Below are 21,245 nucleotides of genomic sequence, written 5' to 3'. Positions count from 1 at the left end.
CACGTGTCACATGCGGTACTTTCTCCCCGACGGGGAGGGAGCCGTGTCCATGACTTCGAGCTCGATGAACGGCCGCGTGATCGCGGTGACCGGCGGTGCGAGAGGAATCGGGCGGGAGATCGCCCGACAGCTGGCACTGGCCGGCGCCCGGGTCGCGATCGGCGACGTCGACGGCGCCGCGGCCCGCCGGACCGCGGACGAACTCGGCCGGGCGGGCGGAACGGTGGAGGGCCTCGAACTGGACGTCACCGACACCGGGTCGTTCGCGGCATTCCTCACGGCCGTCGGGGATCACTGGGGCCCGATCGACGTGCTCGTCAACAATGCGGGCGTGATGTGGGTCGGGAAGTTCGACGAGGAACCCGAATCCGCGACGGATCGGCAGCTCGCCGTGAACCTGCACGGGGTCATCCGCGGAGTGAGACTGGCGGCGCCGGCGATGCGTGCGCGCGGCCACGGTCAGATCGTCACGGTGGCGTCGGTAGCGTCCAAGGTCGCGCCACCCGGCGAGTCGACGTATGCCGCGACGAAACACGGCGTCCTCGGCTACCTGACCGGCGTCCGCGAGGAGCTGCGCGGGTCGGGCGTGCAGATCTCGGTGATCATGCCCGGTGTCGTCGACACCGAACTCGCGGCCGGCACCGCGACGGGCGCGGCAAAATTGCTGACACCGGCCGACGTCGCGAAGACCGTCGTCGCGGTGATCCACCGGCCCCGGTTCGAGGTCACCATCCCCCGGTACGTCGGTCCGCTGGCCCGGCTGGTCACCGTCTTTCCGCAGTTCGCCCGCGACTTCGCGATCCGCCGGATGGTTCCCGACCAGGTCAGGTCCACGAACAAGTCGGCCCGCGCGGCGTACGAGTCACGCACCGTCACCGACGAGGACGGCACCGGACCGGCCTAGAACCCGAATCTGCGCGTCACGAAACGGCGGCGCGCAGATAGAGTGGTCGCACCATGAATGCTGCTGATTCCACCGCCTCGCGGCCACCTTTCTATCTGACGACGGCGATCGCGTACCCGAACGGCGTCCCGCACATCGGCCACGCCTACGAGTACATCTCCTCCGACGCCCTCGCACGCTTCAAGCGTCTGGACGGGTTCGACGTCTACTTCATGACGGGAACCGACGAGCACGGCCTGAAGATGCAGCAGACGGCGGCCAAGGAAGGCATCGACGTCCGTGAGCTCGCCGCGCGGAACTCGGACGTGTTCGAGGCCATGGACAAGACGTTGAACATCTCCTTCGACCGGTTCATCCGCACCACGGACGCCGATCACGAAGAAGCCAGCAAAGCGATCTGGCAGAAGATGCTCGCAAACGGCGACATCTACCTCGACACGTACTCGGGCTGGTACTCGGTCCGCGACGAGGCGTTCTACACCGAGGCCGAGACCACGCTGCAGGACGACGGTTCACGCCTGTCCACCGAGACGGGCACCCCGGTCGAGTGGACCGAGGAGTCCACGTACTTCTTCAAGCTGTCCGAGTACCAGGACAAGCTGCTCCGCCTGTACGAGGAGAACCCCGACTTCATCGCGCCCGCGACGCGGCGCAACGAGATCGTCAGCTTCGTCAAGGGCGGACTGAAGGACCTGTCGATCTCCCGCACGACGTTCGACTGGGGCGTTCCGGTCCCCGAGCATCCCGAGCACGTGATGTACGTGTGGGTGGACGCGCTCACCAACTACCTGACCGGCGCCGGATACCCCGATACCGACTCCGAGCAGTTCGGCAAGTTCTGGCCTGCGAACCTGCACATCATCGGCAAGGACATCACCCGGTTCCACACCGTCTACTGGCCGGCGTTCCTGATGTCGGCGGGAATCGAACTGCCGAAGCGCGTCTTCGTGCACGGATTCCTCTACAACAAGGGCGAGAAGATGTCGAAGTCGGTCGGCAACGTCGTCGACCCCGTCGCCATGGTGGAGCAGTACGGCCTCGACGCCGTGCGCTTCTTCCTGCTCCGCGAGATCTCCTACGGCCAGGACGGCAGCTACAGCCACGAGGCCATCGTCACCCGGATCAACGCCGACCTGGCGAACGAGCTCGGCAACCTCGCGCAGCGGTCGCTGTCGATGGTCGCGAAGAACTGCGACGCCCAGGTCCCGACCCCCGGCGAGCTGACCGAGGACGACGCGGCGATGCTCGCGCAGGCGGATGCGCTGCTCGTGCGGGTTCGCGCCGAATACGACGTCCAGGCACTGCATCTCGCGCTGGAGGCGATCTGGTCGGTTCTCGGCGAGACCAACCGGTACTTCTCCAAGCAGGAGCCCTGGGTTCTGCGGAAGACGGATCCGGAGCGGATGGCGACGGTGTTGTACGTGACGCTCGAAGTGGTGCGGATCGTCGGCATCCTCGTGCAGCCGGTGATGCCGGACGCCGCGGAGAAGATCCTCGACCTACTGGGCCAGAAGGCAGACGCGCGGCAGTTCAGCGACCTTCCGACGCGCATCGTGGCGGGCACCCCGTTGCCGGCGCCGTCGGGCGTGTTCCCGCGTTACGTGGAGGACTGATCCACGCGGGGTCCGTTTTTGTCGGACCCCGCATGCACACTCTCCCCATGACGCCGAATAGAACATACATTCGATCTCCTCACGGTGGATTCGGGAACGGAGCGCGCGTGTTCGACGACGAAGTGAGCCCTCAGGCCGCGGCGGCAGTCCACACCCTGATGGGTGAGTTGTCGGCCGCGTACGAGCGTGGATGGCAGCCCGCCGACGTCGTGCATCTGGCGCGGAGATCGAAGGAGCCGTCCGACGCAGCGTTGGCGGCGGCGCTGGTGCTGCACGAGGCGGAGCGCACGCGCGCCGCGCACCGGGCGCCGCGGGACTGGGTGGAGCAACTCCGCACCATCGGCGAGCAGTACCCGGGCGCGTCGCACCTGGCGGGGCGGGTTCCGGTCGACGGTCCCGACGTTCGGGCGCTCGCGGCCGGACTGTTGTTCGAAGACCCGTACCACTCCGTCTACCAGCTCACCGACCTGTCGCTGACGTGGACGAACCTGCCCGGCTGGACGGTGCTCGCTCCCCCGCCGTCGACGTGGCCAGTCGTGCGGGTCGCCGACCCGGCCGCGGCGGTGCCGGGTGAGACCGAGGCCGACGCGAAGGTGCTCAACAGGATCCGCGGGTTGCTCGCGAAGGCCGAGGCCACCGATTTCGCGGAGGAGGCGGAGATCTTCACCGCGAAGGCGCAGGAGTTGATGACGCGCTACGCGATCAACTCCGCTCTCCTCCACACTCAGAACGGGGCGGGCAACACGGCGGTGCACAGTCGCCGCATCCATCTGGAGAATCCGTACGTCAAGGAGAAGGTCCACCTTCTCACCGAGATCGGCGACTCCAACCGGGTGCGCGCCGTGTGGTTCAGCTCCCTCGCCATCGCGACCGTGGTCGGAACCCCCCTCGACCTCCAGCAGGTCGACATGCTGTTCACGTCGCTGCTCGTGCAGGCGACGCGCGCAATGCAATTCGCGGACGCCGACAGTCGCGGTGGTTCACGGACCACGTCGTTCCGCAAGGGTTTCCTCGCGGGCTTCGCCAGTCGCATCGGGCAGCGGTTGCGCGACGCCGACAGCCGGGCCACGGCCGAGGCCGCCGACGAGGCGTCGATCCCGGTCGACGATCTGCTGCCGATTCTGGCCACCAAGTCCGAGGCCGTCGACGCCGAGTTCGACCGTCTGTTTCCGCGTACCAAGAAGGCGCGCGGCAGGGCCGTCGACGCCAACGGCTGGTACGCCGGGCAGGCGGCCGCCGACGACGCCTCGCTGGCTCCCGGGGAGCGTGCCCTCCGGCGGTAGCGCTCGCAGGCCGCCTAGTCCTTCCGGGAGGCCAGCACCGTTTCGTAGAGTTCCCGCTTCGACACACCGGTGGTGGCGACGAGCGCGCACGCGTCCTTGAGCCGGGTGCCGTCCGCGACGAGTCGCTCCACCTCGTCGACGAGGTCGGCGGGGTCTGACGCAACGAGCGTGGCACCTTCCACCACCACCGTGATCTCGCCGCGGACACCGTCGGCGGCCCACTCGGCGAGTTCGGCGAGGGTGCCGCGGCGGACCTCCTCGTACGTCTTGGTCAGTTCCCGGCAGACGGCGGCGCGGCGGGTTCCACCGAGCACCTCGACCGCGTCGGCCAGGCAGTCGGCGAGCCGATGTGGCGCCTCGAAGAACACGCAGGCGCGTTGCTCGGCGACCAGTGCCTGCAACCACGTCTTGCGCTGGCCCTGCTTCCGGGGCGGGAAGCCGTCGAAGCAGAACCGTTCGACGGGCAGCCCGGACAGCGCGAGCGCCGTCGTGACCGCCGACGGTCCGGGCAGGCACGTCACCGCCAGATCCTCGGCCACGCACGCCGACACCAGCCGGTACCCGGGGTCGCTGACCGAGGGCATGCCGGCGTCGGTGACGAGGAGAACGGTCTTGCCGGACGCGACGTCGGCGACGAGGGCGGGCAGCCGGGCCGTCTCGACCTGGTCGTAGAAGCTGACGACCTTGCCGGTGATCGTCACGTCGAGAGCGGAGGCGAGGGCTTTGGTGCGGCGGGTGTCCTCGGCGGCGACGACGTCGGCCGTCCCGAGCGCCGTACGCAGCCTCGGCGAGGCGTCACCCACGTCCCCCATCGGCGTTGCGGCGAGCACTAGGCGACCAGTCATGACCCACAGCCTACGATTGCGGCGTGACGATGCTGACGGACGAGCGACCGACGCCCTCCGCACGACAGCCGTCCATGGTCGGACCGGCGCCGCTCGTGCCTCCCCCCGACTTCGGTCCCGTCGACCGCGCCCGCGGCTGGGTGGTCACGCTGTTCGTGACGGCGATCGCGGCGATCACCCGGTTCACGATGCTCGGATACCCGACGGACGCGGGCACTCCCGTGTTCGACGAGAAGCATTACGCGCCGCAGGGCTGGCAGGTGCTCACCGGCGGCTGGCTCGAGGACAACCCCGGCTACGGACTGGTGGTGCATCCGCCGATCGGCAAACAGCTGATCGCAATGGGCGAGGCGATCTTCGGCTACAACGGCTGGGGTTGGCGTTTCGCCTCCGCGGTGGCCGGCACGATCATGGTCCTCCTGGTGATCCGCATCGTCCGCCGGCTCACCCGATCCACTCTGATCGGCGGCCTCGCCGGGATCCTGCTGGTCGCGGACGGCGTCACGTTCGTGTCCTCCCGGCTCGGCATGCTCGACATCTTCCTGGCACTGTTCGCCGTCGCCGCTCTGGGCTGCCTGATCGTGGACCGCGACCAGGTCCGCGAGCGGATGGCCCGGGTATACGACGAGGGCCGGATCGGCGACAGCGACTGGGGCCCACGCCTCGGTGTGCGCTGGTGGCGATTCGGCGCCGGGATCATGCTGGGTCTGGCGTGCGGCACCAAATGGTCGGGCGTCTACTTCATCGTGTTCTTCGGGCTGCTCAGCGTCGCATTCGACGTGTCGGCCCGACGCGCCTACGGGGTGCGGCGCCCGTGGTTCGGTGCCGGCGTCCGCGACGTGGGCCCGGCGCTGTACGCGCTCGTCGTCGTGCCGCTGTTCATGTATCTCGCCAGCTACTGGGCGTGGTTCGCCAGCGAGACCGGCGTGGACCGGCATGCCGTGGGCAACGAGATCGGGACGGGCGGCCCCTGGTCGTTCGTGCCGGGCGCGCTCCGCTCGCTGTGGTACTACAGCGGCAACGTCCTCGAGTTCCACGAAGGCCTCACCAATTCGGCGGGCAATCATCACCCGTGGGAGTCGAAGCCGTGGACGTGGCCGATGGGTCTGCGCCCGATGCTGTACTACTTCGCCGAGGGCGATCACGTCACCGGCTGCGGAGCGTCGAGTTGCGTCAAGGCCGTCATGCTCATCGGGACGCCCGCCATGTGGTGGCTGGCACTGCCGATGCTCGCGTGGGCGCTGTGGCAGACCGTGGTGCGGAAGGACTGGCGGTACGCCACCGTCCTCACCGCCTACGGCGCCGCGTTCCTGCCGTGGCTGACCACCCTGGACCGCCAGATGTACTACTTCTATGCGGTGGCGCTGGCGCCGTTCATGGTGATGGGTCTCGCGCTGGTCCTGGGTGACATCCTGGGAAGCGCGAAGGCGTCGTTCGAACGCCGCACCACAGGCCTGCTCGCCGTCTGCCTCTATGTGGGGCTCGTGGTCGCCAACTTCATCTGGTTGTGGCCGATCCTCACGGCCGTCCCGATCACCCCGGACACGTGGCAGCACCAACTGTGGCTTCCCAGCTGGCGCTGACCCCGGAATGAGTCGAGCCGCCCGGGTCCCGTGGGACACCGAGCGGCTCGCAGACTGTTTCTCTAGCGGGACGAGATCCGGTCGCGACGACGTTTCGCCGCCACCCTCCGCATCTCTCTCCGCATCTCCCGGCCGTCGACGATCATCTGGTCGCGGGACAGATCCTTGTAGAGCGAGAAGCACAACCCGATCATCACGATGACGAACGGCGCCGCGGCGATGATCGTCATCGTCTGCAGGCCGTCGAGCGCGGTGTCGCCGCCGGTCCACAGGATGAGCGCGGCCACGCCTCCGGTGAGCACACCCCAGAACACGACCACCCAGCGCTGCGGTTCCAGCGAACCGCGCTGCGACAGGGTGCCCATCACCATCGACGCGGCGTCGGCGCCGGAGACGAAGAAGATCCCCACGAGGATCATCACCAGGACGGTGGTGATGCCGGTGAGCGGCAGGTGATTGAGCATGCCGAACAGCTGCCCCTCCTGGGTGTCCTGCCCGGCGAGGTCGATTCCGTCACGCTGCTCGCTGATTCCGGCGCCGCCGAAGATCGCGAACCACACGAGGCTCACGGCGCTCGGCACCACGATCACGCCGACCACGAACTGGCGGATGGTGCGGCCGCGGCTGATGCGTGCCAGGAACATGCCGACGAACGGGGTCCAGGAGATCCACCACGCCCAGTAGAAGATGGTCCACGAGGACAACCATTCGCCGGTCGCCGGATCGGACGACGCTCCGGTGCGGGCCGACATCTGCGCGAGCTGCGCGGCGTAAGCGCCGATCGTCGTGGGCAGCAGGTTGAGGATCAGGACCGTCGGTCCCACGACGAACACGAACAGGGCCAGGATGACGGCGAGCACCATGTTGGTGTTGGAGAGCCACTGGATTCCTTTGGCGACACCCGACACGGCGGACGCCACGAATGCGAGGGTCAGCAGGGCGACAATGGCGACCAGCAGGAACGTGCTGACCTGCGACATCCACCCGACGACCTGGAAGCCGGAACCGATCTGCAGTGCGCCGAGGCCCAGCGAAGCGGCGGTGCCGAACAGCGTCGCGAAGATGGCGAGGACGTCGATGAACTTACCGATCGGCCCCTCCGCGCGGCGGCCGAGCAGCGGGATGAATGCGGAGCTGAACAGCTGCTTGCGACCCTTCCGGTACGAGCCGTACGCGATCGACAGTCCGACAACCGCGTACATCGCCCAGGGGTGCAGGCTCCAGTGGAACATGGTGGTGGCCATCGCAGTTCCGATGCCACCGTTCGAACCCGGAGGGGGTGTCACGTAGTGCGCGAGCGGTTCGGCGACACCGAAGAACATCAGTCCGATGCCCATGCCGGCGCTGAACATCATCGCGATCCAGCTGACCGTCCGGAACTCGGGCTGCTCGCCGTCCTTGCCGAGCGGAATCTGACCGAACTTGCTGAACGCGAGCCACAGTGAGAAGAGGACGAACCCGGACGCCGACAGGACGAACAACCAGCCCATGTCGGTGACCAGCCAGTCGAGTGCCTTACCTGTCGTGGAGTCGAGATTGTCGGGGGCCACGAGCCCCCAGACGACGATTGCCGAGACCGCGGCGGCAGCGGCGGAGAACACGACGCGGTCGGTGCGAACACCGACCCGTTTGAGCCCTCCGCCGACGCTCGCGTCAGCGGTCTCGGAACCTTGATCAGGCAGATCAGTATTCATTGCCATGAACAACTACGTTGGTCATTTTCGATGGTAAAAGCAAGCTAGCCCACCGCTTCACACCGAATCGAGACCCAGTCGACAGTATCGTTACGCTGCGGTTTTTCCCCATCCCGAGCCTCTTCCGAGAAGCCCGTCGATGCTGAGGCGTCCGGCACCGATCACGGCGAGAAGCAGCGACCCGACGCCGAGTGCGACGACGAGTTCGTACCCTCCGTTCGCGATGAAGACACCCTTGTCCGCGTGCACCAGAATCAGCGCTCCGAGCATGTCGAGAAACAGCAGGATTCCGGCGATCGGTGTGGCCACTCCCACGATGAGAGCAAATCCACCCGCGAGTTCGATAGTGGCGGCCGCAACAGCCGAAATGTCGGGCAGTGGGACGCCCATGTCGGCGAACGACGCCTGTGTGGCCTTCACTCCGTAGTCGAAGAACTTCTGCCAGCCGTGCGCGACGAAGACGACGCCGAGTCCGATCCGGGCAATCAGTAGTGCGAGGTCGCGGAAGAGTGCGGAAGCCATACCGAGCGTCTACCTTTCTGGGGTCACACCTTCTGGAGACGGCGCCGACCTCATTCGGCGCCGCGGAGAGCGGACTGCACGAAGCCGAGGATCTCCTCGTCGGACACTCCCAGCTTCCGCAGTTCCTGCACATACCCTGTTGCGGCCTTCTCGGCCCCGGCGCGAATGGGGTCACCGCCGCTCGCGATGAACGTGCCCTGCTTGCCCCGGGTTTCGATGACACCCTGCTCGCCGAGTTCCCGGTACGCCTTGGCGACCGTGTTCGGTGCGAGACCCACCTGGACGGCGAGCGCGCGGACTGTGGGGATCTTCGTTCCCGCGATCAGCTGCCCACTGCGCACCTGCTCGATGATCTGTAATCGCAACTGGTCGAACGGGGCGGTCGACGAATCCGGATCGATGTCGATGTCCACGGCCGGCGCCACCTCCGTTGTTCCACGCGTTGTATCAGACCGTAGTTGCGCGGTTGCGGCGCCGCAATGCTTACACCGCGGCGACGGCCTCCGCGATCCTTGTCGGACCGGACGTCAGCATGAGCGTCTTCTTCGCAGTCTCCGGGTGGTCCAGAAGCGCCGCGACCACTGCGGCGACGTCGGCGCGCGTGACGGTGCCGCGCTCGAGTGGCGGCGCGGTGAGCGTGACGTGACCCGTCGGGTCGTCGTCGAGCAGACCGCCCGGGCGGAGAATCGTCCAATCGAGGTGGGTGCGGGCGCGCAGGTCTTCCTCGGCGGCCGTCTTCGCGACGAGGTAGGCGGCGAACACGTCGTCCGTGCCCTCGGGGATCGGCTCCCCCGCCCCGAACGAACTGATCTGGACGAATCGCCGCGTTCCCGCCTTCTCGGCGGCGTCCGCGAGGAGAACCGCGGCCCCGCGATCGACGGTGTCCTTGCGGGCGATACCGCTGCCCGGGCCTGCGCCCGCGGCGAACACCGCGGCGTCCGCACCGACGAGCGTCTTCGCCACGTCGTCCGCGCTCGCCGTCTCCAGATCGATCACCACCGGTTCGGCGCCGAGCGCCGCCACCTCGTGCTCGTGATCGGGGTTGCGGATCAGCGCGACCGCACGGTCACCGCGCGCGGTGAGAATCTTGATGAGGTGACGGGCGATCTTCCCGTGTCCACCGGCAATGACGATTCGCCGCGGAGTCGCGTCCCTGTGCTCGGCCATGATCGATCTCCCTCTTTCGTCGACTATTCACGAGTTACTACCCCAGGTTCAGCGCTCCCTGCGGGCGCGTTTGTTCCCCGGTGCAGAATGTCGGGTATGGCGAACACCGCGACCATCTACCACAACCAGCGATGCAACACGTCCCGCACCGTCCTCGGTCTGATCCGGGACGCGGGCATCGAGCCGACCGTCGTGAAGTACCTCGAGACCCCGCCCTCGCGGGACGGGTTGCGCAAACTTCTCGACGACGCCGGGCTGAAGCCGAGCGAGGCGATCCGTAAGAAGGAGGCCGTCTTCAAGGAGCTCGCGCTCGCCGAGGCGTCCGAGGACGAACTGCTGGAGGCGATGGTGGACAACCCCATCCTCATCGAGCGACCGATCGTCGTGACGGACAAGGGCACCGTCCTCGCCCGCCCGGCCGAGAAGGTCCGCGAGGTCCTCTAGGCGCTTCGCGCCTACAGCGGGTCGCGGGCCACCGGACAGGACATGCAGCGGGGTCCACCGCGACCCGAGCCGAGTTCGGAACCGGCGATCCGCAGTACCTCGATGCCCGACGCCTCGAGCCGGGCGTTGGTCTCGACGTTCCGTTCGTACGCGACGACGACGCCGGGTGCGAGTGCGAGCGTGTTGTTTCCGTCGTCCCATTGCTCGCGTTCGGCGGTGACGTTGTCGAGTCCGGTGTCGATGACGCGCAGTTTGCCGATGCCCATGGCCTCGGCCGCGGCGGTCAGGAACGGATCGGCTCCGCGGATCGACACGCCCTTGTCCTCGCGGTGAATGGTGAACGCCGACAGCGTGTCCTGAATGATCGGGTACATCACGACGGCGTCGTGGTCGACCATCGTGCAGACGGTGTCGAGGTGCATCGACGCCCTGGCCTGCGCGATGGGCACCACCAGCACGGTGTGTGCCAGTTCGTCCTCGAAGACGCTGCGCGCCAACGCCTCGGCGCCGGCCGGTGTGGTGCGCTCCCCCACTCCGACGGCGACGACTCCCGGTGCGAGGAGCAGGACGTCGCCGCCTTCGACGGGGGCCGTGTGGGATTCGTAGGCGCGCCGGGCGCCACGGAAACGCGGGTGATGGGCGTAGATGATGTCGGTGAGGGACGTCTCGCGGACGCGGGCGGGCAGGGCGAGGGACGTGATCGCGACGCGGGGTCCGATCCAGAACGACGAGTCCCGTGTGAACAGCAGGTTGGGCAGCGGGTCGATGACGAAGTCGCCGCCGTGGTGCATGCGCCGGACCAGCGACGCCGTGTTGGCCGCGACGGGAAGTTCGTCGAAGGTCATCCCCGCGGTGAGGATGGTGGAGAGTTCGGGGGCCGGGACACCGCGGAGGTGCGCGGCCAGTTCCTGCGCCAGGGTGTGCCCGAGTTTGCGGGGGTCGACGGCCGCGCCGATGCCCTGTATGCGCGCGGCGCCGCTGGTGCCGAGTGTCTCGGTGAGCAGGTCGGACAGCAGCAGGACCTCGACGCCGCGGCTGCTCAGGAGGTCCGCGAACGCGTCGTGCTCTTCCTGCGCGCGGTCGACCCAGGGCAGTCCGTCGAAGAGCAGTTGGTCGTTGTTGCGGGGCGTGAGCCGCTTCAGTTCGTCCCCGGGCCGGTGCAGGAGGACGGCACGCAGCTGCCCGACTTCGGAGTTGGCCCCCAGCGGTGCAGAACCGGACGCGTTCATGTCTAGACGGTAATGCCGGAGGGCGCGGCAGGCACGCTCAAACGCTTCGCGGCCGACCGTGTCCCTCGGCGCCGCAGGCGAGTACCGTGAAACGGCGGAGGTATCTCTCATGGACGAGAACTCGACTCTCTCGCCGGCGCACTCGGATGCGGCGGCGAGTTCGTCTGCGAACACGCCCCCACTTCCGTCTGTTCCCTCCGCCCTGGCGCCGTTCTCCGGTCTCTGGCGCGGCGAGGGCGAGGGCGCGTACCCGACGATCGACAACTTCGCGTACACCGAGGAGATCGAATTCGCCCCCACCGGTAAACCGTTCCTGGCGTACCGGTCTCGGACACGGGAGGCGGGCAGCGGTCGGCCGTTGCACTCGGAGTCCGGGTTCCTGCGGCTCGTCGCCGAGGACGAGGCGGAACTGCTCGTGGCCCAGCCGACCGGATTCACCGAGATCCACCGTGGTCAGATCCGGGAGGGGACCATCGAGTTGTCGATGGTGGCGCTGAGCGCGTCGCCGGACGCGAAACCGGTGCACAGCATCCGGCGACAGTTGTCGGTGCGCGGCGGCGACCTCACGTACGACCTGTGGATGGCGCACGACCTGACTCCGCTCACACACCACCTGCACGGACATCTCCGCCGCGACTGACCTCGAGTATTGTTCAGGTAACCGCGTGAAAGGTTGCCTGTCGTGGAGATGCCCGAGTGGAGAGCCAAGGAACTGACGCCGGGACAGCTGTCGGAGCGCAGTGGCGTGGCGGTGTCGGCGTTGCACTTCTACGAGCGCGAGGGGCTGATCACCAGCAGGCGGACGTCCGGCAATCAGCGTCGCTATCGCAGGGACACGCTACGGCGGGTGGCGTTCATCCGCATCGCCCAGCGGGTCGGGATTCCGCTCGCCGAGATCCGGGAGGCCCTCGCGACCCTGCCGGAGGGCCGCACGCCGAACCGCAAGGACTGGGAGAAGCTCTCGACGCGGTGGCATGCGGATCTCGATCAGCGGATCGAGCAGTTGATCCGGCTCCGCGACAACCTGACCGGCTGCATCGGCTGCGGGTGTCTGTCGCTGGGGAGTTGCGCGATCGTCAACTCCCACGACCGGCTGGGCACGGCGGGGCCGGGTGCCCGCACGCTGGACGTCGAACTCGACCGCCCGGCGTCCGGAGTGTGAGCGTCAGTGGTCGCCGAGCCACTTCTCGATCGCGTCGCGGTCCTGCCCGACCATGTCGCCGACGAGCTTCCTGACCAGGGATTCGATCTGCCCGCCGACCAGCGGAATCTTGACCTGCACCGATCCGGCGAGGCGCAGGACGGTGACGTCGCCGGATGCGCGGAGCACCGCCGTGCTCTCGATCTTCACCGGGATGCCGGTGGAACTGCCACTGACCCGGCCGTCGGCGTGGTCGCCGTCGAGGGCACCCCACTCGTCGGCGCGCTCGACCTTCAGCTCACCCGACACGACCTTGCGGACCAGCCCGGGGAGGGAGGACGCGCCGATGGTGTCGCGCATCGTCGCGGTCAGCGTGCCGGGGCCACGGCTGTCGTCGAGGGTGAGTTTCTCCGGCGCCTCTTCGAACCGGTGCTGCCAGAACGCCGGATCCGTCACCGTCGCGTGCACCCGGTCGAGTGGGTACGCGATCTCTTCGGAGTAGTCGAAGCTTTTCGCCATGACGGCAGCCTACGACAACTCCGTGCGTGGTGAAGGAGTCCACGGACTCGTCAACCACGCACGGGCGCGGAGCGCCTCATCGGCAGGTGGTCGATACCGGCCTCGCGGTAGTTCTCGCCGGTTCTGCGAAACCCGTAGCGGCCGTGCCAGTTTTCGAGGTAGGCCTGGGCGGAGATCTCGATGGGTCCCGGGAACGCCTCGAACACGGCTTCGAGCAGCTGTCCCGCGAGTCCCCGCCCCCGGGCGGGGGCGGCGGTGGCGACGCGTCCGAGGTGCAGTGTCGGTTCGTCGGCCAGCACCCGCAGTGTCGCGAGAACCTCGCCGTCCTCCTCCGCCCAGAACTGGGTGGTGGTCGGTTCGAGGTCGCGTCCGTCGAGTTCGGGTTCCGACACGATGCCCTGTTCGAAGACGAACACGTCGGTCCGCAGCACCATGATCCGGTAGAGCGTGGCCGGGTCGATCCTGTCGAGCGTCGCGTGGTGGAGAGTCGGCACGTCCTCACCTTAGACAGAAAGTCCGGTGCGCAATCCGCCGGAACCAGGGACGCGATCTGCGGGGCGGGTCCACACTGGAAAAGCAGCAGCTGAGGGCAACTCGAGTAACCGAATGAGGGTGGGCATGGCCGACGGCGAACCTCTGATACCGCCGAGTGCCGTCGACGTGGATTTCTCCGACGTCGCCTGGGGAGCGGACCGCACGATGTCCGACTTCGAGACCGGGATGTGGCGGATGGAGGAGGTGCAGCCGAAGCTGCGCTCACCGATCGTCGCGGTCGACGTGCTCGACAAACCGCCGGACTGGGACCGGCTGGTGCGCGCCCACGAATGGGCGTCGCACATGGTGCCGCGCATCCGGATGCGGGTGGTGGAGCCGACGTTGCGGCTGGGCAACCCGATGTGGTCCGTCGACCCCGAGTTCGATCTCGACTATCACCTGTCGCGGGTGCGCCTGCCGGAGCCGGCGACGTTCGACCACGCGCTGCGGATGTGCAGGCACATGGCGACCGAGCCGTTCGACCGCGCCCGGCCGCCGTGGAGCGCGATGCTCATCGAGGGACTCGACGACGGCCGCGCCGTCTACGTGGTGAAGACGCACCACAGCATCACGGACGGTCTCGGTGGCATCCAGTTGATGACGCTGCTGCACAGCAGGCGCCCCGAACCGTCGCCGGACAAACCGGATCGGCCTGCACCGTTACCGGAGCAGATGTCGGGCGGCGGCGCCCTGTTCGAGCAGGCACTCGACAACGTGCGCAGCGCCCCCGGTCGTCTCGGCGGCCTGATCCGGGGCGCGGTGCGGACGGCGATGACCGTCGTCGGCGACCCGGTGGGCAGTGTCACGGAGGTCGCCGGTTACGCGAACTCCATCCGCAGGGTGGTGACCCCTCCCTCGACCACGGGTTCGGACCTGCTCCGCGACCGCGGACTGGGACGCTGGTTCGGGGTGCTCGAGGTGAGTGTCGACGAGCTGCGTTCCGCCGCTCACGTCGCCGGCGGGTCGTTGAACGACGCGTATGTGGCCGCCCTGCTGGGCGGTTTCCGCCGCTATCACGAATCGTTCGGCCACGACCTCGACACGATTCCGGTGGGCATGCCGGTGAGCATGCGTTCGGCGTCGGATCCCACGGGCGGCAACCGGTTCGCCGCGGCCCGATTCGCCGGACCGGTCGGTGAGCGCGACCCCGTCGCGCGGATCGAGAAGGTGCGCGCGATCATCCTGGGGCTGCGCCAGGAACCCGCACTCGGACTGCTGGATTCAGCCGCCCCGCTCCTGGTCCGGCTTCCGACAGTGGTGCTGGCGAACTGGTACCTCTCGCAGTCGACGGGTCTCGATCTACAGGCCAGCAACGTCGCCGGTGTCCCCGTGCCCGTGTACCTGGCGGGCGCCCGGATCGAGCGGATGTTCCCGTTCGGCCCGGCCCCCGGCTGCGCGGTCATGGCCACCCTCGTCTCCCACGTCGGCACGTGCTGCATCGGCGTCAATCTCGACACCGCCGCCGTCACCGAGCCGGCGCGGTTCATGTCGTGCCTGCAGGAGAGTCTCGACGAGATCGTCGAACTGGGCCGCGGGTGAAAGGAAAGGCTGGCGCGATGGACGAGCAGACGACACGGCCACGGGTCTATCTCATCGAGACGATGAGCGACATGGAGGACGACGTTCTCCGCACGTGGCTGGAGCGGCAGGCGAACGACTCCGGTCAGCCGCCTCCGACGGTCCGCGTCACCGACCAGGCCCTCGCCGATCTCGTGCGCCGGAAGGACGATCCGCTGCTCACCCCGCTCCGGGTGGTGTGGCTGCCGAAGGAGACCCACCCGGACGGCGCGCAACGATTCCGGGAGACGCTGTCGCTGCGCGACCCGTTGCACCCCGGCCAGAACATGCAGCGTCGGGTGATGCGCGACGACCCGGCCCGGTGCCAGGTCCTGGAAGGCGACCCGGCCCCGCTCAGCGACCTCGAGCGGCGGCTCGCGGAGAACGGCGGCGGGTCGCTTCCGGACTTCATTCGCCGCCAGGCCGCGCTGACCCTCGAGCGGGCCGAGCGCACCCTGCTGGGCACGCAGTACAAGGTGTCGAGGTTCGTCGTCGACGAGATCACCGACGCCAGCCGGTATCACGACGGCACCCACGCACTGTCGGGCAAGTTGAATCTGCCCGTCGCCGAGGTGGATCGCCGCGCCCGCGGCGCGCTGGACGAGATGGTAGCCGCCCAGAGCAGGCGCGCCATCGCGCTGTGGGACCAGTTGGGCCGCTACTTCTCCCGCGCCTACCGTCTCGACGTCGACACCACCCGGCTCGACGAACTGCGCGAGTTGAACAAGGAGCATTCCCTGGTGTTCCTGCCGAGCCACCGCTCGTACCTCGACCCGCTGGTGCTGCGGCCGGCGCTGCTGGCGAACGACCTTCCGCTCAATCACGTGATGGGCGGTCTGAACATCAACTTCTGGCCGATCGGACCGATCGGCAAGCGCAGCGGCACCGTGTTCATCCGCCGGAAGATCGAGGGCGACGAGATCTACAAGTGGACGCTCCGCGAGTACATGCGCTATCTCCTCACGAAACGGTTCAACCTCGAGTGGTACATCGAGGGCGGGCGCAGCCGTACCGGGAAGTTGCGGCCGCCGCGGTTCGGTCTGCTCAACTACCTCGCGAAGGCCTTCCAGGACAGTGGCATGTCCGACGTGTACCTGGTGCCGGTGTCGCTGACCTACGACCAGCTCTACGAGGTCGGGGCGATGGCGGCGGAGGCGCACGGCCAGGCGAAGAGCAAGGAGAGTCTGCGCTGGCTCTTCGGATACGTTCGGGCGCAGGGGCAACGGCACGGCGTCGCGCACGTCAACGTCGGCAGGCCGATGTCGCTGGCGGACTACCTCGGCCAGGAGGACGACCTGCGGCTGGCGGTGCAGAAGACGGCGTTCGAGGTGTGTCACCGCATCAACGAGGTCACGCCTGTCACCGCGTCCTCTCTCGTGATGCTCGCGTTTCTCGGAATCGAGGACCGGGCGCTCACCGTCGCCGAGGTCGGCGCGATCCTCGGGCCGCTCGTGGACTACATCACCGCGCGCTCGCTGCCGACCGCGGGCGACGTCGACCTGACCGACCCGCAGGTGATCCGCAAGGCGGTGCGCACGCACCTCGATTCCGGTGTGCTGCGCAGTTTCGATCAGGGCAGCGAGCGGGTGTTCTACCTCGGCCGGGATCAGCACCTCGTCGCAGCGTTCTACCGCAACAACACCATTCATTTCCTGGTGATGCGGGCGATCGCGGAGATGGTGCTGCGGGCGGCGGTCGACCAGAAGTTCACCGATCCGCTGAACGACGGATGGGATCTGGCGCTGCGCATGCGCGATCTCCTCAAGTTCGAGTTCTTCTTCAGTGAGAAGGACAGCTTCCGGAAGGAACTGCGTTCCGAACTGGATCTGATCGACCCGGCGTGGGAGTCGAACCTGGGTGATCCGCAGCATGCGGCGAACCTGTTGTCCGGGATGCGGATTCATCTGGCGCACCGGGTTCTGCAACCGTTCCTGGAGGCGTACGCCGTGGTGGCCGCTCAGTTGCTCCGGACTCCGGTGGACCGGAAGTTCGACGAGAAGGCCTTCATGACGTCGTGCCTCGCGCTCGCCGAGCAGCGGCGTCTCCGGCAGCAGATCGGGAGCAGCGAGTCGATTTCGGCGGAGCTCTTCACGACCGCGCTCAAGCTGGCGCGAAACCGGGGCCTGGTCGAACCGAATGCCGAGAACATGGCGGCCCGGCGGGTCGAGTTCGACGCCGAACTCCAGACCCTGATCGATCAGGTGCTGCGCATCCGAGCGATCGCGCACGAGAATCTCGACCAGATGGGTGGTAGGTGAGTAGATGAGCGATCTCCGCAGTCTCCACGACGACATCGCGGCCGCCGTTCCCGGCCCGGGCACCCTCGCCGCGTTCGATCTGGACGGCACCTTGATCAGCGGGTACTCCGCGAGCGTCGTCTACCGGGACCGCCTGCGTCGCTTCGACATCAGCGTGGCCGAGCTTCTGCGCACCACGGGCGCCGCGGTGGAGACCCGCTTCCGGGGTGCCGATGTCGGCAACCTGATGCGCATCGGAGTGCAGAGCCTGGCCGGGCGCATGGAGGACGAGATGCAGGAGTGGGGGCAGCGGCTGTTCCGCCAGGAGATCGCGAGGATGATCTTTTCGGAGGTCCGCGGACTGCTCGCCGCGCACCGGCACGCCGGTCACAGGGTGGTGATGGCCACCTCCGCCACCCCCTATCAGGCACTGTCGGTGGCCGCGGACCTCGACATCGACGCCGAGGACGTGCTGTGCACCCGGCCCGCGGTTCTGGACGGGATGCTCACCGGGAAACTCGAATCGCCGCCGCTGTGGGGTCCGGCCAAGGCCGAGGCACTGCGCGAGTACGCCGAGAAGCACGGAGCGGATCTGGGTGACAGCTTCGCGTACTCCAACGGCGCTGAAGATGTTCCGATGCTGAAGTCGGTGGGACATCCCGTGGCCCTGAACCCCGACCGCAAGCTGGCGGCGACCGCGCGGCAGAACGGTTGGCCGTCGGTGAATCTGCGACCTCCGGAGAGCGGCGCCGACCCGATGTCCATCGCCCGTACCACCACCGCGATCGGCGCCCTGATGGGGGCGGCCGCGTTCGGTGTCTCCGCCGGCCTGCTCACCCAGAATCGGCAGACGGGCGCCAACCTGGTCGGCAGCTTCGGCCCGGATCTCGCGCTCGCGATCTGCGGGATCAACGTGCGCATCAAAGGCAAGGAGAACGCGTGGGCGGCCAGGCCCGCGGTCTTCATGTTCAATCACCAGAGTTCGCTCGACATGCTGGTGATCGGCAGCGTCATCCGGCGCGATGTCACCGGCGTCGCGAAGAAGGAGGCTGCGCGCGATCCCCGGTTCATTCCCGTGGGGGCTCTGCTCGACGTCGCGTACATCGACAGGGCGGACAGCACGAAGGCGAGGGCGGCCCTCCGCCCGGCCGTGGAGAAACTGCAGTCCGGCATCTCCATCGCGATCGCGCCCGAGGGCACCCGCTCGCCGACTCCGCGCCTCGGCCGGTTCAAGAAGGGCGGATTCCACCTGGCGATGCAGGCGGGCGTGCCGATCGTGCCGATCGTCATCCACAACGCGGGCGAACGGATGTGGCGGAACTCGCTGGTCGCGCACCCCGGCACGGTCGATGTCGACGTCCTCGCACCCGTGCCGACCGTCGGCTGGGACCTCGCGGATCTCGACCGGCACGTCGACGAGGTGCGCACTTTGTTCGAGGACTGTCTGCACGCCGGGCACCGCTGAAAAGATTTCTTCGAAAAGTTCCCGAAGTATGTCGAGAACCTCGGATGTGCTCCGTCCTGTTCCCGAAAGCGCCAGAATGGGCGCCACACCGGGTGAGGAGACAGAGATGCCGAAGTTCATGTTGCTGCAGCACTACGAGGGCGGCGCGGGGTGCGACGTGCCGATGACCGAGTGGACGCCGGAGGACGTGCAGGCGCACATCCGGTTCCAGCAGGATCTCAACGCGGAGCTGATCGCCAAGGGTGAACTCGTCGACGCTCAGGGGCTCGCCGGACCGGACGTCGCGAAACGTGTCACGTTCGACGGCAAGGGTGCTCCGGTGGTGACCGACGGACCGTTCCCCGAATCGAAGGAACTGCTCGCCGGGTACCGCTTGGTCGACGTCGAATCCGAGGAGCGGGCGCTGGAGATCGCCGCGCAGACGTCGGCGGCACCGGGTCCGGACGGGGTGCCGATCCAGCATCCGATCGAGGTCCGGCAGGTTATGGGCGCGCCCGATACCGATCTGTGAGAACCGACGCCGAAATCGAGGTCCTGCTGCGCGAACTCGCGCCGCAGGTCCTCGGTGCACTCGTGCGGAGGACCGGTGATTTCGAGGGGTCCGAGGACGCGGTGCAGGAGGCGCTGCTCGCGGCGGCCGGGCACTGGCCGCGGGAGGGGTTGCCGGACAATCCGCGGGGCTGGTTGATCCAGACCGCCACCCGCAAGATGACCGATCGGATCCGCAGTGAGATCGCACGCCGCAGGCGGGAGGAGGTGGCTGCCCGGCAGGAGCCGCCGTCGACGGACGTGCCGGACAGCGACGACACCCTGCTCCTGCTGTTCCTGTGCTGCCATCCTGCTCTCACACCGGCCTCGGCCATCGCGTTGACACTGCGCGCGGTCGGGGGGCTCACCACCGCGGAGATCGCCAATGCGTTCCTGGTCCCGGAATCGACCATGGCTCAACGGATCAGCCGCGGAAAGCAGCGAATCACGGCGTCGGGGATACCGTTCCGGCGGCCGACGGGTGACGAGTGGACGGAACGCCTGCGGTCCGTCCTGCACGTGCTGTACCTGATCTTCAACGAGGGCTACGCCAGCAGCATCGGCGATCACCTGCACCGCACCGAACTGTCCGCCGAGGCGATCCGGCTCACCCGGGCCGTGCACGCGATGCTGCCCGACGACGGTGAAGTCGGGGGGCTGCTGGCGTTGATGCTGTTGACCGACGCCCGCCGCCCCGCCCGCACCGGCCCGCACGGGGAGCTGATCCCGCTGGCCGAGCAGGATCGCACGCTGTGGAACCGGCAGTTGATCGTCGAGGGTCAGCGGGTGGTGCTGGACGCCGTCGCCCACGGTTCGGTCGGGGCCTACCAACTGCAGGCCGGAATCGCGGCGGTCCACGACGACGCGGACCGGGTCGAGGACACCGACTGGGCGCAGATCCTCACGCTGTACGGCCTGCTCGAGCGCATGTCGGACAATCCGATGGTGACGCTGAACCGCGCGGTGGCCGCCGCGATGGTGCACGGTCCGGCCACGGGGCTGACGATGCTCGACTCCCTCGACGCCACCCTGGCCGGGCACTATCGCCTCGACGCCGTGCGCGCTCACCTGTTCGACATGGCCGGCGACACGGAATCGGCCCTCACGCACTACCGCTCGGCGGCCAACCGCACCACCAGCGTCCCGGAGCAGCAGTACCTCGCGGCGCAGGTGGCCCGGCTCAGCGCTCTCGACGGGGTGTCACAACCCGAGTAGTCGACTACGCGCGACGAGACGCCGGCCGTGCGGGAACGTCGGAGGAAACCGGTGGTGGGCCGAAGGGAGCAGGACGATGAACGAGCGTGACGGCGTCACAACTGTCGATCGAACGGACGGGCGGCGCCACGAGTTCCGGCTCAGCATGCTCGTCGCCTCGATCGCCGTCGTCGGCACCCTGATCGGTTCCGTGTGTGGAGGGGTGTTCACCTTGCTGAACACGTCGAATCAGGTGGAGGCGACGGTGAACCAATCCTCGAACGAGTTCCTGCGAACGCAGCGGCAGCAGATCTACTCGGAACTCCTGACCGCAGCCAACGAGGTGCGTGTCACCTCGGGTGCCGTCTCGGTGGGCTTCGACCATTTCGACGGAACCGATCTCCTGACCATGATCGCCGACGTCCTCCGCCCGCTACCGCAACAGAACATCGTCCTCGTCTCGAAGTTCACGGCGGTGGAGTTGATCGGATCCGAACCGGTCGTGGAATCGGCACGGCGAATGGTGGTCGAGTATCTGGCTGGATCCGAGACGATCGGCTGGCTGAGCACCGACTTCGCGACGGATGACGCCGTGTCGGCGGACACCCTGTCCACCCGCCAACAACAGTTCGCCGACCACTTCCAGGCCGGGATGAGCGCCCAGGACGACTTCCTCTCCGCGGTGCGAGACGAACTCGATATCCCCGAGCAGGGGGACCTATAGTAACCACCCGACCGGAGCAGCAGGACGGGCCGCATCGAATCGGTTCGCCAGGACCGCGGGGG

At 67.8% G+C, this 21,245-nt stretch carries 21 protein-coding genes; 13 read left to right on the top strand and 8 right to left on the bottom strand.

Annotation, left to right across the window (positions count from 1 at the left end; all coding sequences use genetic code 11):
* Positions 1-10 precede the first annotated feature (10 nt).
* Genes CJ177_RS01505 through CJ177_RS01495 form a run of 3 tightly spaced genes read left to right on the top strand, consistent with a single transcriptional unit; the run spans position 11 to position 3,800 of the window.
* Entirely contained in the window at positions 11-904 is an 894-nt protein-coding gene (locus tag CJ177_RS01505) for an SDR family oxidoreductase (RefSeq protein ID WP_061042730.1), read from the top strand.
* Between the two features lie 53 nt (positions 905-957).
* Positions 958-2,517: a methionine--tRNA ligase gene (metG, locus tag CJ177_RS01500; RefSeq protein ID WP_005238729.1), complete on the top strand. Its 1,560-nt coding sequence runs from the start codon at positions 958-960 to the stop codon at positions 2,515-2,517.
* Positions 2,518-2,564: 47 nt separating this feature from the next.
* Positions 2,565-3,800, top strand: coding sequence for a DUF2786 domain-containing protein (locus CJ177_RS01495; RefSeq protein ID WP_043943668.1), 1,236 nt, complete (start codon positions 2,565-2,567; stop codon positions 3,798-3,800).
* Between the two features lie 14 nt (positions 3,801-3,814).
* Here the strand turns inward: CJ177_RS01495 and rsmI are convergent, their stop codons facing one another.
* Complete coding sequence (gene rsmI, locus CJ177_RS01490; protein WP_095867151.1) at positions 3,815-4,645, bottom strand: 16S rRNA (cytidine(1402)-2'-O)-methyltransferase; 831 nt, start codon at positions 4,643-4,645, stop codon at positions 3,815-3,817.
* A gap of 74 nt (positions 4,646-4,719) precedes the next feature.
* Here rsmI and CJ177_RS01485 point away from each other — a divergent pair, with 74 nt between their 5' ends.
* Positions 4,720-6,228, top strand: coding sequence for a dolichyl-phosphate-mannose--protein mannosyltransferase (locus tag CJ177_RS01485; RefSeq protein WP_095867437.1), 1,509 nt, complete (start codon positions 4,720-4,722; stop codon positions 6,226-6,228).
* Between the two features lie 62 nt (positions 6,229-6,290).
* On the opposite strand, the gene CJ177_RS01480 is transcribed toward CJ177_RS01485, so the two are convergent.
* From CJ177_RS01480 to CJ177_RS01465, 4 genes are all read right to left on the bottom strand, one after another.
* Entirely contained in the window at positions 6,291-7,922 is a 1,632-nt protein-coding gene (locus tag CJ177_RS01480; RefSeq protein WP_373560036.1) for a BCCT family transporter, read from the bottom strand.
* Between the two features lie 90 nt (positions 7,923-8,012).
* Positions 8,013-8,444, bottom strand: coding sequence for a DoxX family protein (locus CJ177_RS01475; RefSeq protein WP_061700358.1), 432 nt, complete (start codon positions 8,442-8,444; stop codon positions 8,013-8,015).
* 50 nt (positions 8,445-8,494) lie between these two features.
* Positions 8,495-8,869, bottom strand: a complete 375-nt coding sequence (locus CJ177_RS01470; protein WP_095867150.1) for a GntR family transcriptional regulator — start codon at positions 8,867-8,869, stop codon at positions 8,495-8,497.
* Between the two features lie 58 nt (positions 8,870-8,927).
* On the bottom strand, positions 8,928-9,611 hold the full coding sequence (locus tag CJ177_RS01465; RefSeq protein ID WP_095867149.1) for an NAD(P)H-binding protein: 684 nt from the start codon (positions 9,609-9,611) through the stop codon (positions 8,928-8,930).
* An 87-nt stretch (positions 9,612-9,698) separates the two neighbouring features.
* Here CJ177_RS01465 and arsC point away from each other — a divergent pair, with 87 nt between their 5' ends.
* Entirely contained in the window at positions 9,699-10,055 is a 357-nt protein-coding gene (gene arsC / locus CJ177_RS01460) for an arsenate reductase (glutaredoxin) (protein WP_005238721.1), read from the top strand.
* Positions 10,056-10,066: 11 nt separating this feature from the next.
* Here arsC and CJ177_RS01455 read toward each other — a convergent pair whose 3' ends face one another.
* Complete coding sequence (locus CJ177_RS01455) at positions 10,067-11,284, bottom strand: arginine deiminase (RefSeq protein ID WP_005238720.1); 1,218 nt, start codon at positions 11,282-11,284, stop codon at positions 10,067-10,069.
* Between the two features lie 109 nt (positions 11,285-11,393).
* Here CJ177_RS01455 and CJ177_RS01450 point away from each other — a divergent pair, with 109 nt between their 5' ends.
* A complete protein-coding gene (locus CJ177_RS01450) occupies positions 11,394-11,924 on the top strand; it encodes an FABP family protein (protein WP_005238719.1) in 531 nt (176 codons plus the stop codon).
* Between the two features lie 42 nt (positions 11,925-11,966).
* A complete protein-coding gene (soxR, locus tag CJ177_RS01445) occupies positions 11,967-12,446 on the top strand; it encodes a redox-sensitive transcriptional activator SoxR (protein WP_005238718.1) in 480 nt (159 codons plus the stop codon).
* A gap of 3 nt (positions 12,447-12,449) precedes the next feature.
* Here the strand turns inward: soxR and CJ177_RS01440 are convergent, their stop codons facing one another.
* Both CJ177_RS01440 and CJ177_RS01435 read right to left on the bottom strand, forming a co-directional pair.
* The gene (locus CJ177_RS01440) at positions 12,450-12,944 is read right to left on the bottom strand and encodes a DUF2505 domain-containing protein (protein WP_095867148.1); all 495 of its coding nucleotides are present in this window, start codon (positions 12,942-12,944) and stop codon (positions 12,450-12,452) included.
* 50 nt (positions 12,945-12,994) lie between these two features.
* A complete protein-coding gene (locus CJ177_RS01435) occupies positions 12,995-13,438 on the bottom strand; it encodes a GNAT family N-acetyltransferase (RefSeq protein ID WP_095867147.1) in 444 nt (147 codons plus the stop codon).
* Between the two features lie 124 nt (positions 13,439-13,562).
* On the opposite strand from CJ177_RS01435, the gene CJ177_RS01430 reads away from it, so the two are divergent.
* The 6 genes from CJ177_RS01430 (at position 13,563) to CJ177_RS01405 (ending at position 21,183) form a co-directional block, all read left to right on the top strand.
* Positions 13,563-15,017, top strand: coding sequence for a wax ester/triacylglycerol synthase domain-containing protein (locus CJ177_RS01430; RefSeq protein ID WP_025432110.1), 1,455 nt, complete (start codon positions 13,563-13,565; stop codon positions 15,015-15,017).
* A 17-nt stretch (positions 15,018-15,034) separates the two neighbouring features.
* On the top strand, positions 15,035-17,293 hold the full coding sequence (locus CJ177_RS01425; protein WP_005238714.1) for a glycerol-3-phosphate 1-O-acyltransferase: 2,259 nt from the start codon (positions 15,035-15,037) through the stop codon (positions 17,291-17,293).
* 4 nt (positions 17,294-17,297) lie between these two features.
* Complete coding sequence (locus CJ177_RS01420; protein WP_005238713.1) at positions 17,298-18,737, top strand: HAD-IB family hydrolase; 1,440 nt, start codon at positions 17,298-17,300, stop codon at positions 18,735-18,737.
* Positions 18,738-18,843: 106 nt separating this feature from the next.
* Positions 18,844-19,248 (top strand): YciI family protein, encoded by a 405-nt coding sequence (locus CJ177_RS01415; RefSeq protein ID WP_025432109.1) that lies wholly within the window; start codon positions 18,844-18,846, stop codon positions 19,246-19,248.
* The gene (locus CJ177_RS01410) at positions 19,245-20,480 is read left to right on the top strand and encodes an RNA polymerase sigma factor (RefSeq protein ID WP_005238711.1); all 1,236 of its coding nucleotides are present in this window, start codon (positions 19,245-19,247) and stop codon (positions 20,478-20,480) included. Before CJ177_RS01415 ends, CJ177_RS01410 begins: the two co-directional genes overlap by 4 nt.
* A 76-nt stretch (positions 20,481-20,556) precedes the next feature.
* A complete protein-coding gene (locus CJ177_RS01405; protein ID WP_005238709.1) occupies positions 20,557-21,183 on the top strand; it encodes a hypothetical protein in 627 nt (208 codons plus the stop codon).
* Positions 21,184-21,245 lie beyond the last annotated feature (62 nt).

This window comes from Rhodococcus sp. ACPA1 (genome assembly GCF_002300195.1).
In the GTDB taxonomy this organism is placed as follows: domain Bacteria; phylum Actinomycetota; class Actinomycetes; order Mycobacteriales; family Mycobacteriaceae; genus Rhodococcus_F; species Rhodococcus_F opacus.
The sequence above is the reverse complement of the archived record's forward strand: the minus strand, read 5'-3'. Positions and strand labels throughout refer to the sequence as shown.

Excerpts from the sequence above, each read along its gene's own strand:
- CJ177_RS01505 (WP_061042730.1), top strand. The coding sequence starts at position 11 with ATGCGGTACTTTCTCCCCGACGGGGAGGGAGCCGTGTCCATGACTTCG.
- metG (WP_005238729.1), top strand. The coding sequence starts at position 958 with ATGAATGCTGCTGATTCCACCGCCTCGCGGCCACCTTTCTATCTGACG.
- CJ177_RS01495 (WP_043943668.1), top strand. The coding sequence starts at position 2,565 with ATGACGCCGAATAGAACATACATTCGATCTCCTCACGGTGGATTCGGG.
- rsmI (WP_095867151.1), bottom strand. The coding sequence starts at position 4,645 with ATGACTGGTCGCCTAGTGCTCGCCGCAACGCCGATGGGGGACGTGGGT.
- CJ177_RS01485 (WP_095867437.1), top strand. The coding sequence starts at position 4,720 with ATGGTCGGACCGGCGCCGCTCGTGCCTCCCCCCGACTTCGGTCCCGTC.
- CJ177_RS01480 (WP_373560036.1), bottom strand. The coding sequence starts at position 7,922 with ATGAATACTGATCTGCCTGATCAAGGTTCCGAGACCGCTGACGCGAGC.
- CJ177_RS01475 (WP_061700358.1), bottom strand. The coding sequence starts at position 8,444 with ATGGCTTCCGCACTCTTCCGCGACCTCGCACTACTGATTGCCCGGATC.
- CJ177_RS01465 (WP_095867149.1), bottom strand. The coding sequence starts at position 9,611 with ATGGCCGAGCACAGGGACGCGACTCCGCGGCGAATCGTCATTGCCGGT.
- arsC (WP_005238721.1), top strand. The coding sequence starts at position 9,699 with ATGTCGGGTATGGCGAACACCGCGACCATCTACCACAACCAGCGATGC.
- CJ177_RS01455 (WP_005238720.1), bottom strand. The coding sequence starts at position 11,284 with ATGAACGCGTCCGGTTCTGCACCGCTGGGGGCCAACTCCGAAGTCGGG.
- CJ177_RS01450 (WP_005238719.1), top strand. The coding sequence starts at position 11,394 with ATGGACGAGAACTCGACTCTCTCGCCGGCGCACTCGGATGCGGCGGCG.
- CJ177_RS01440 (WP_095867148.1), bottom strand. The coding sequence starts at position 12,944 with ATGGCGAAAAGCTTCGACTACTCCGAAGAGATCGCGTACCCACTCGAC.
- CJ177_RS01430 (WP_025432110.1), top strand. The coding sequence starts at position 13,563 with ATGGCCGACGGCGAACCTCTGATACCGCCGAGTGCCGTCGACGTGGAT.
- CJ177_RS01425 (WP_005238714.1), top strand. The coding sequence starts at position 15,035 with ATGGACGAGCAGACGACACGGCCACGGGTCTATCTCATCGAGACGATG.
- CJ177_RS01420 (WP_005238713.1), top strand. The coding sequence starts at position 17,298 with ATGAGCGATCTCCGCAGTCTCCACGACGACATCGCGGCCGCCGTTCCC.
- CJ177_RS01415 (WP_025432109.1), top strand. The coding sequence starts at position 18,844 with ATGCCGAAGTTCATGTTGCTGCAGCACTACGAGGGCGGCGCGGGGTGC.
- CJ177_RS01405 (WP_005238709.1), top strand. The coding sequence starts at position 20,557 with ATGAACGAGCGTGACGGCGTCACAACTGTCGATCGAACGGACGGGCGG.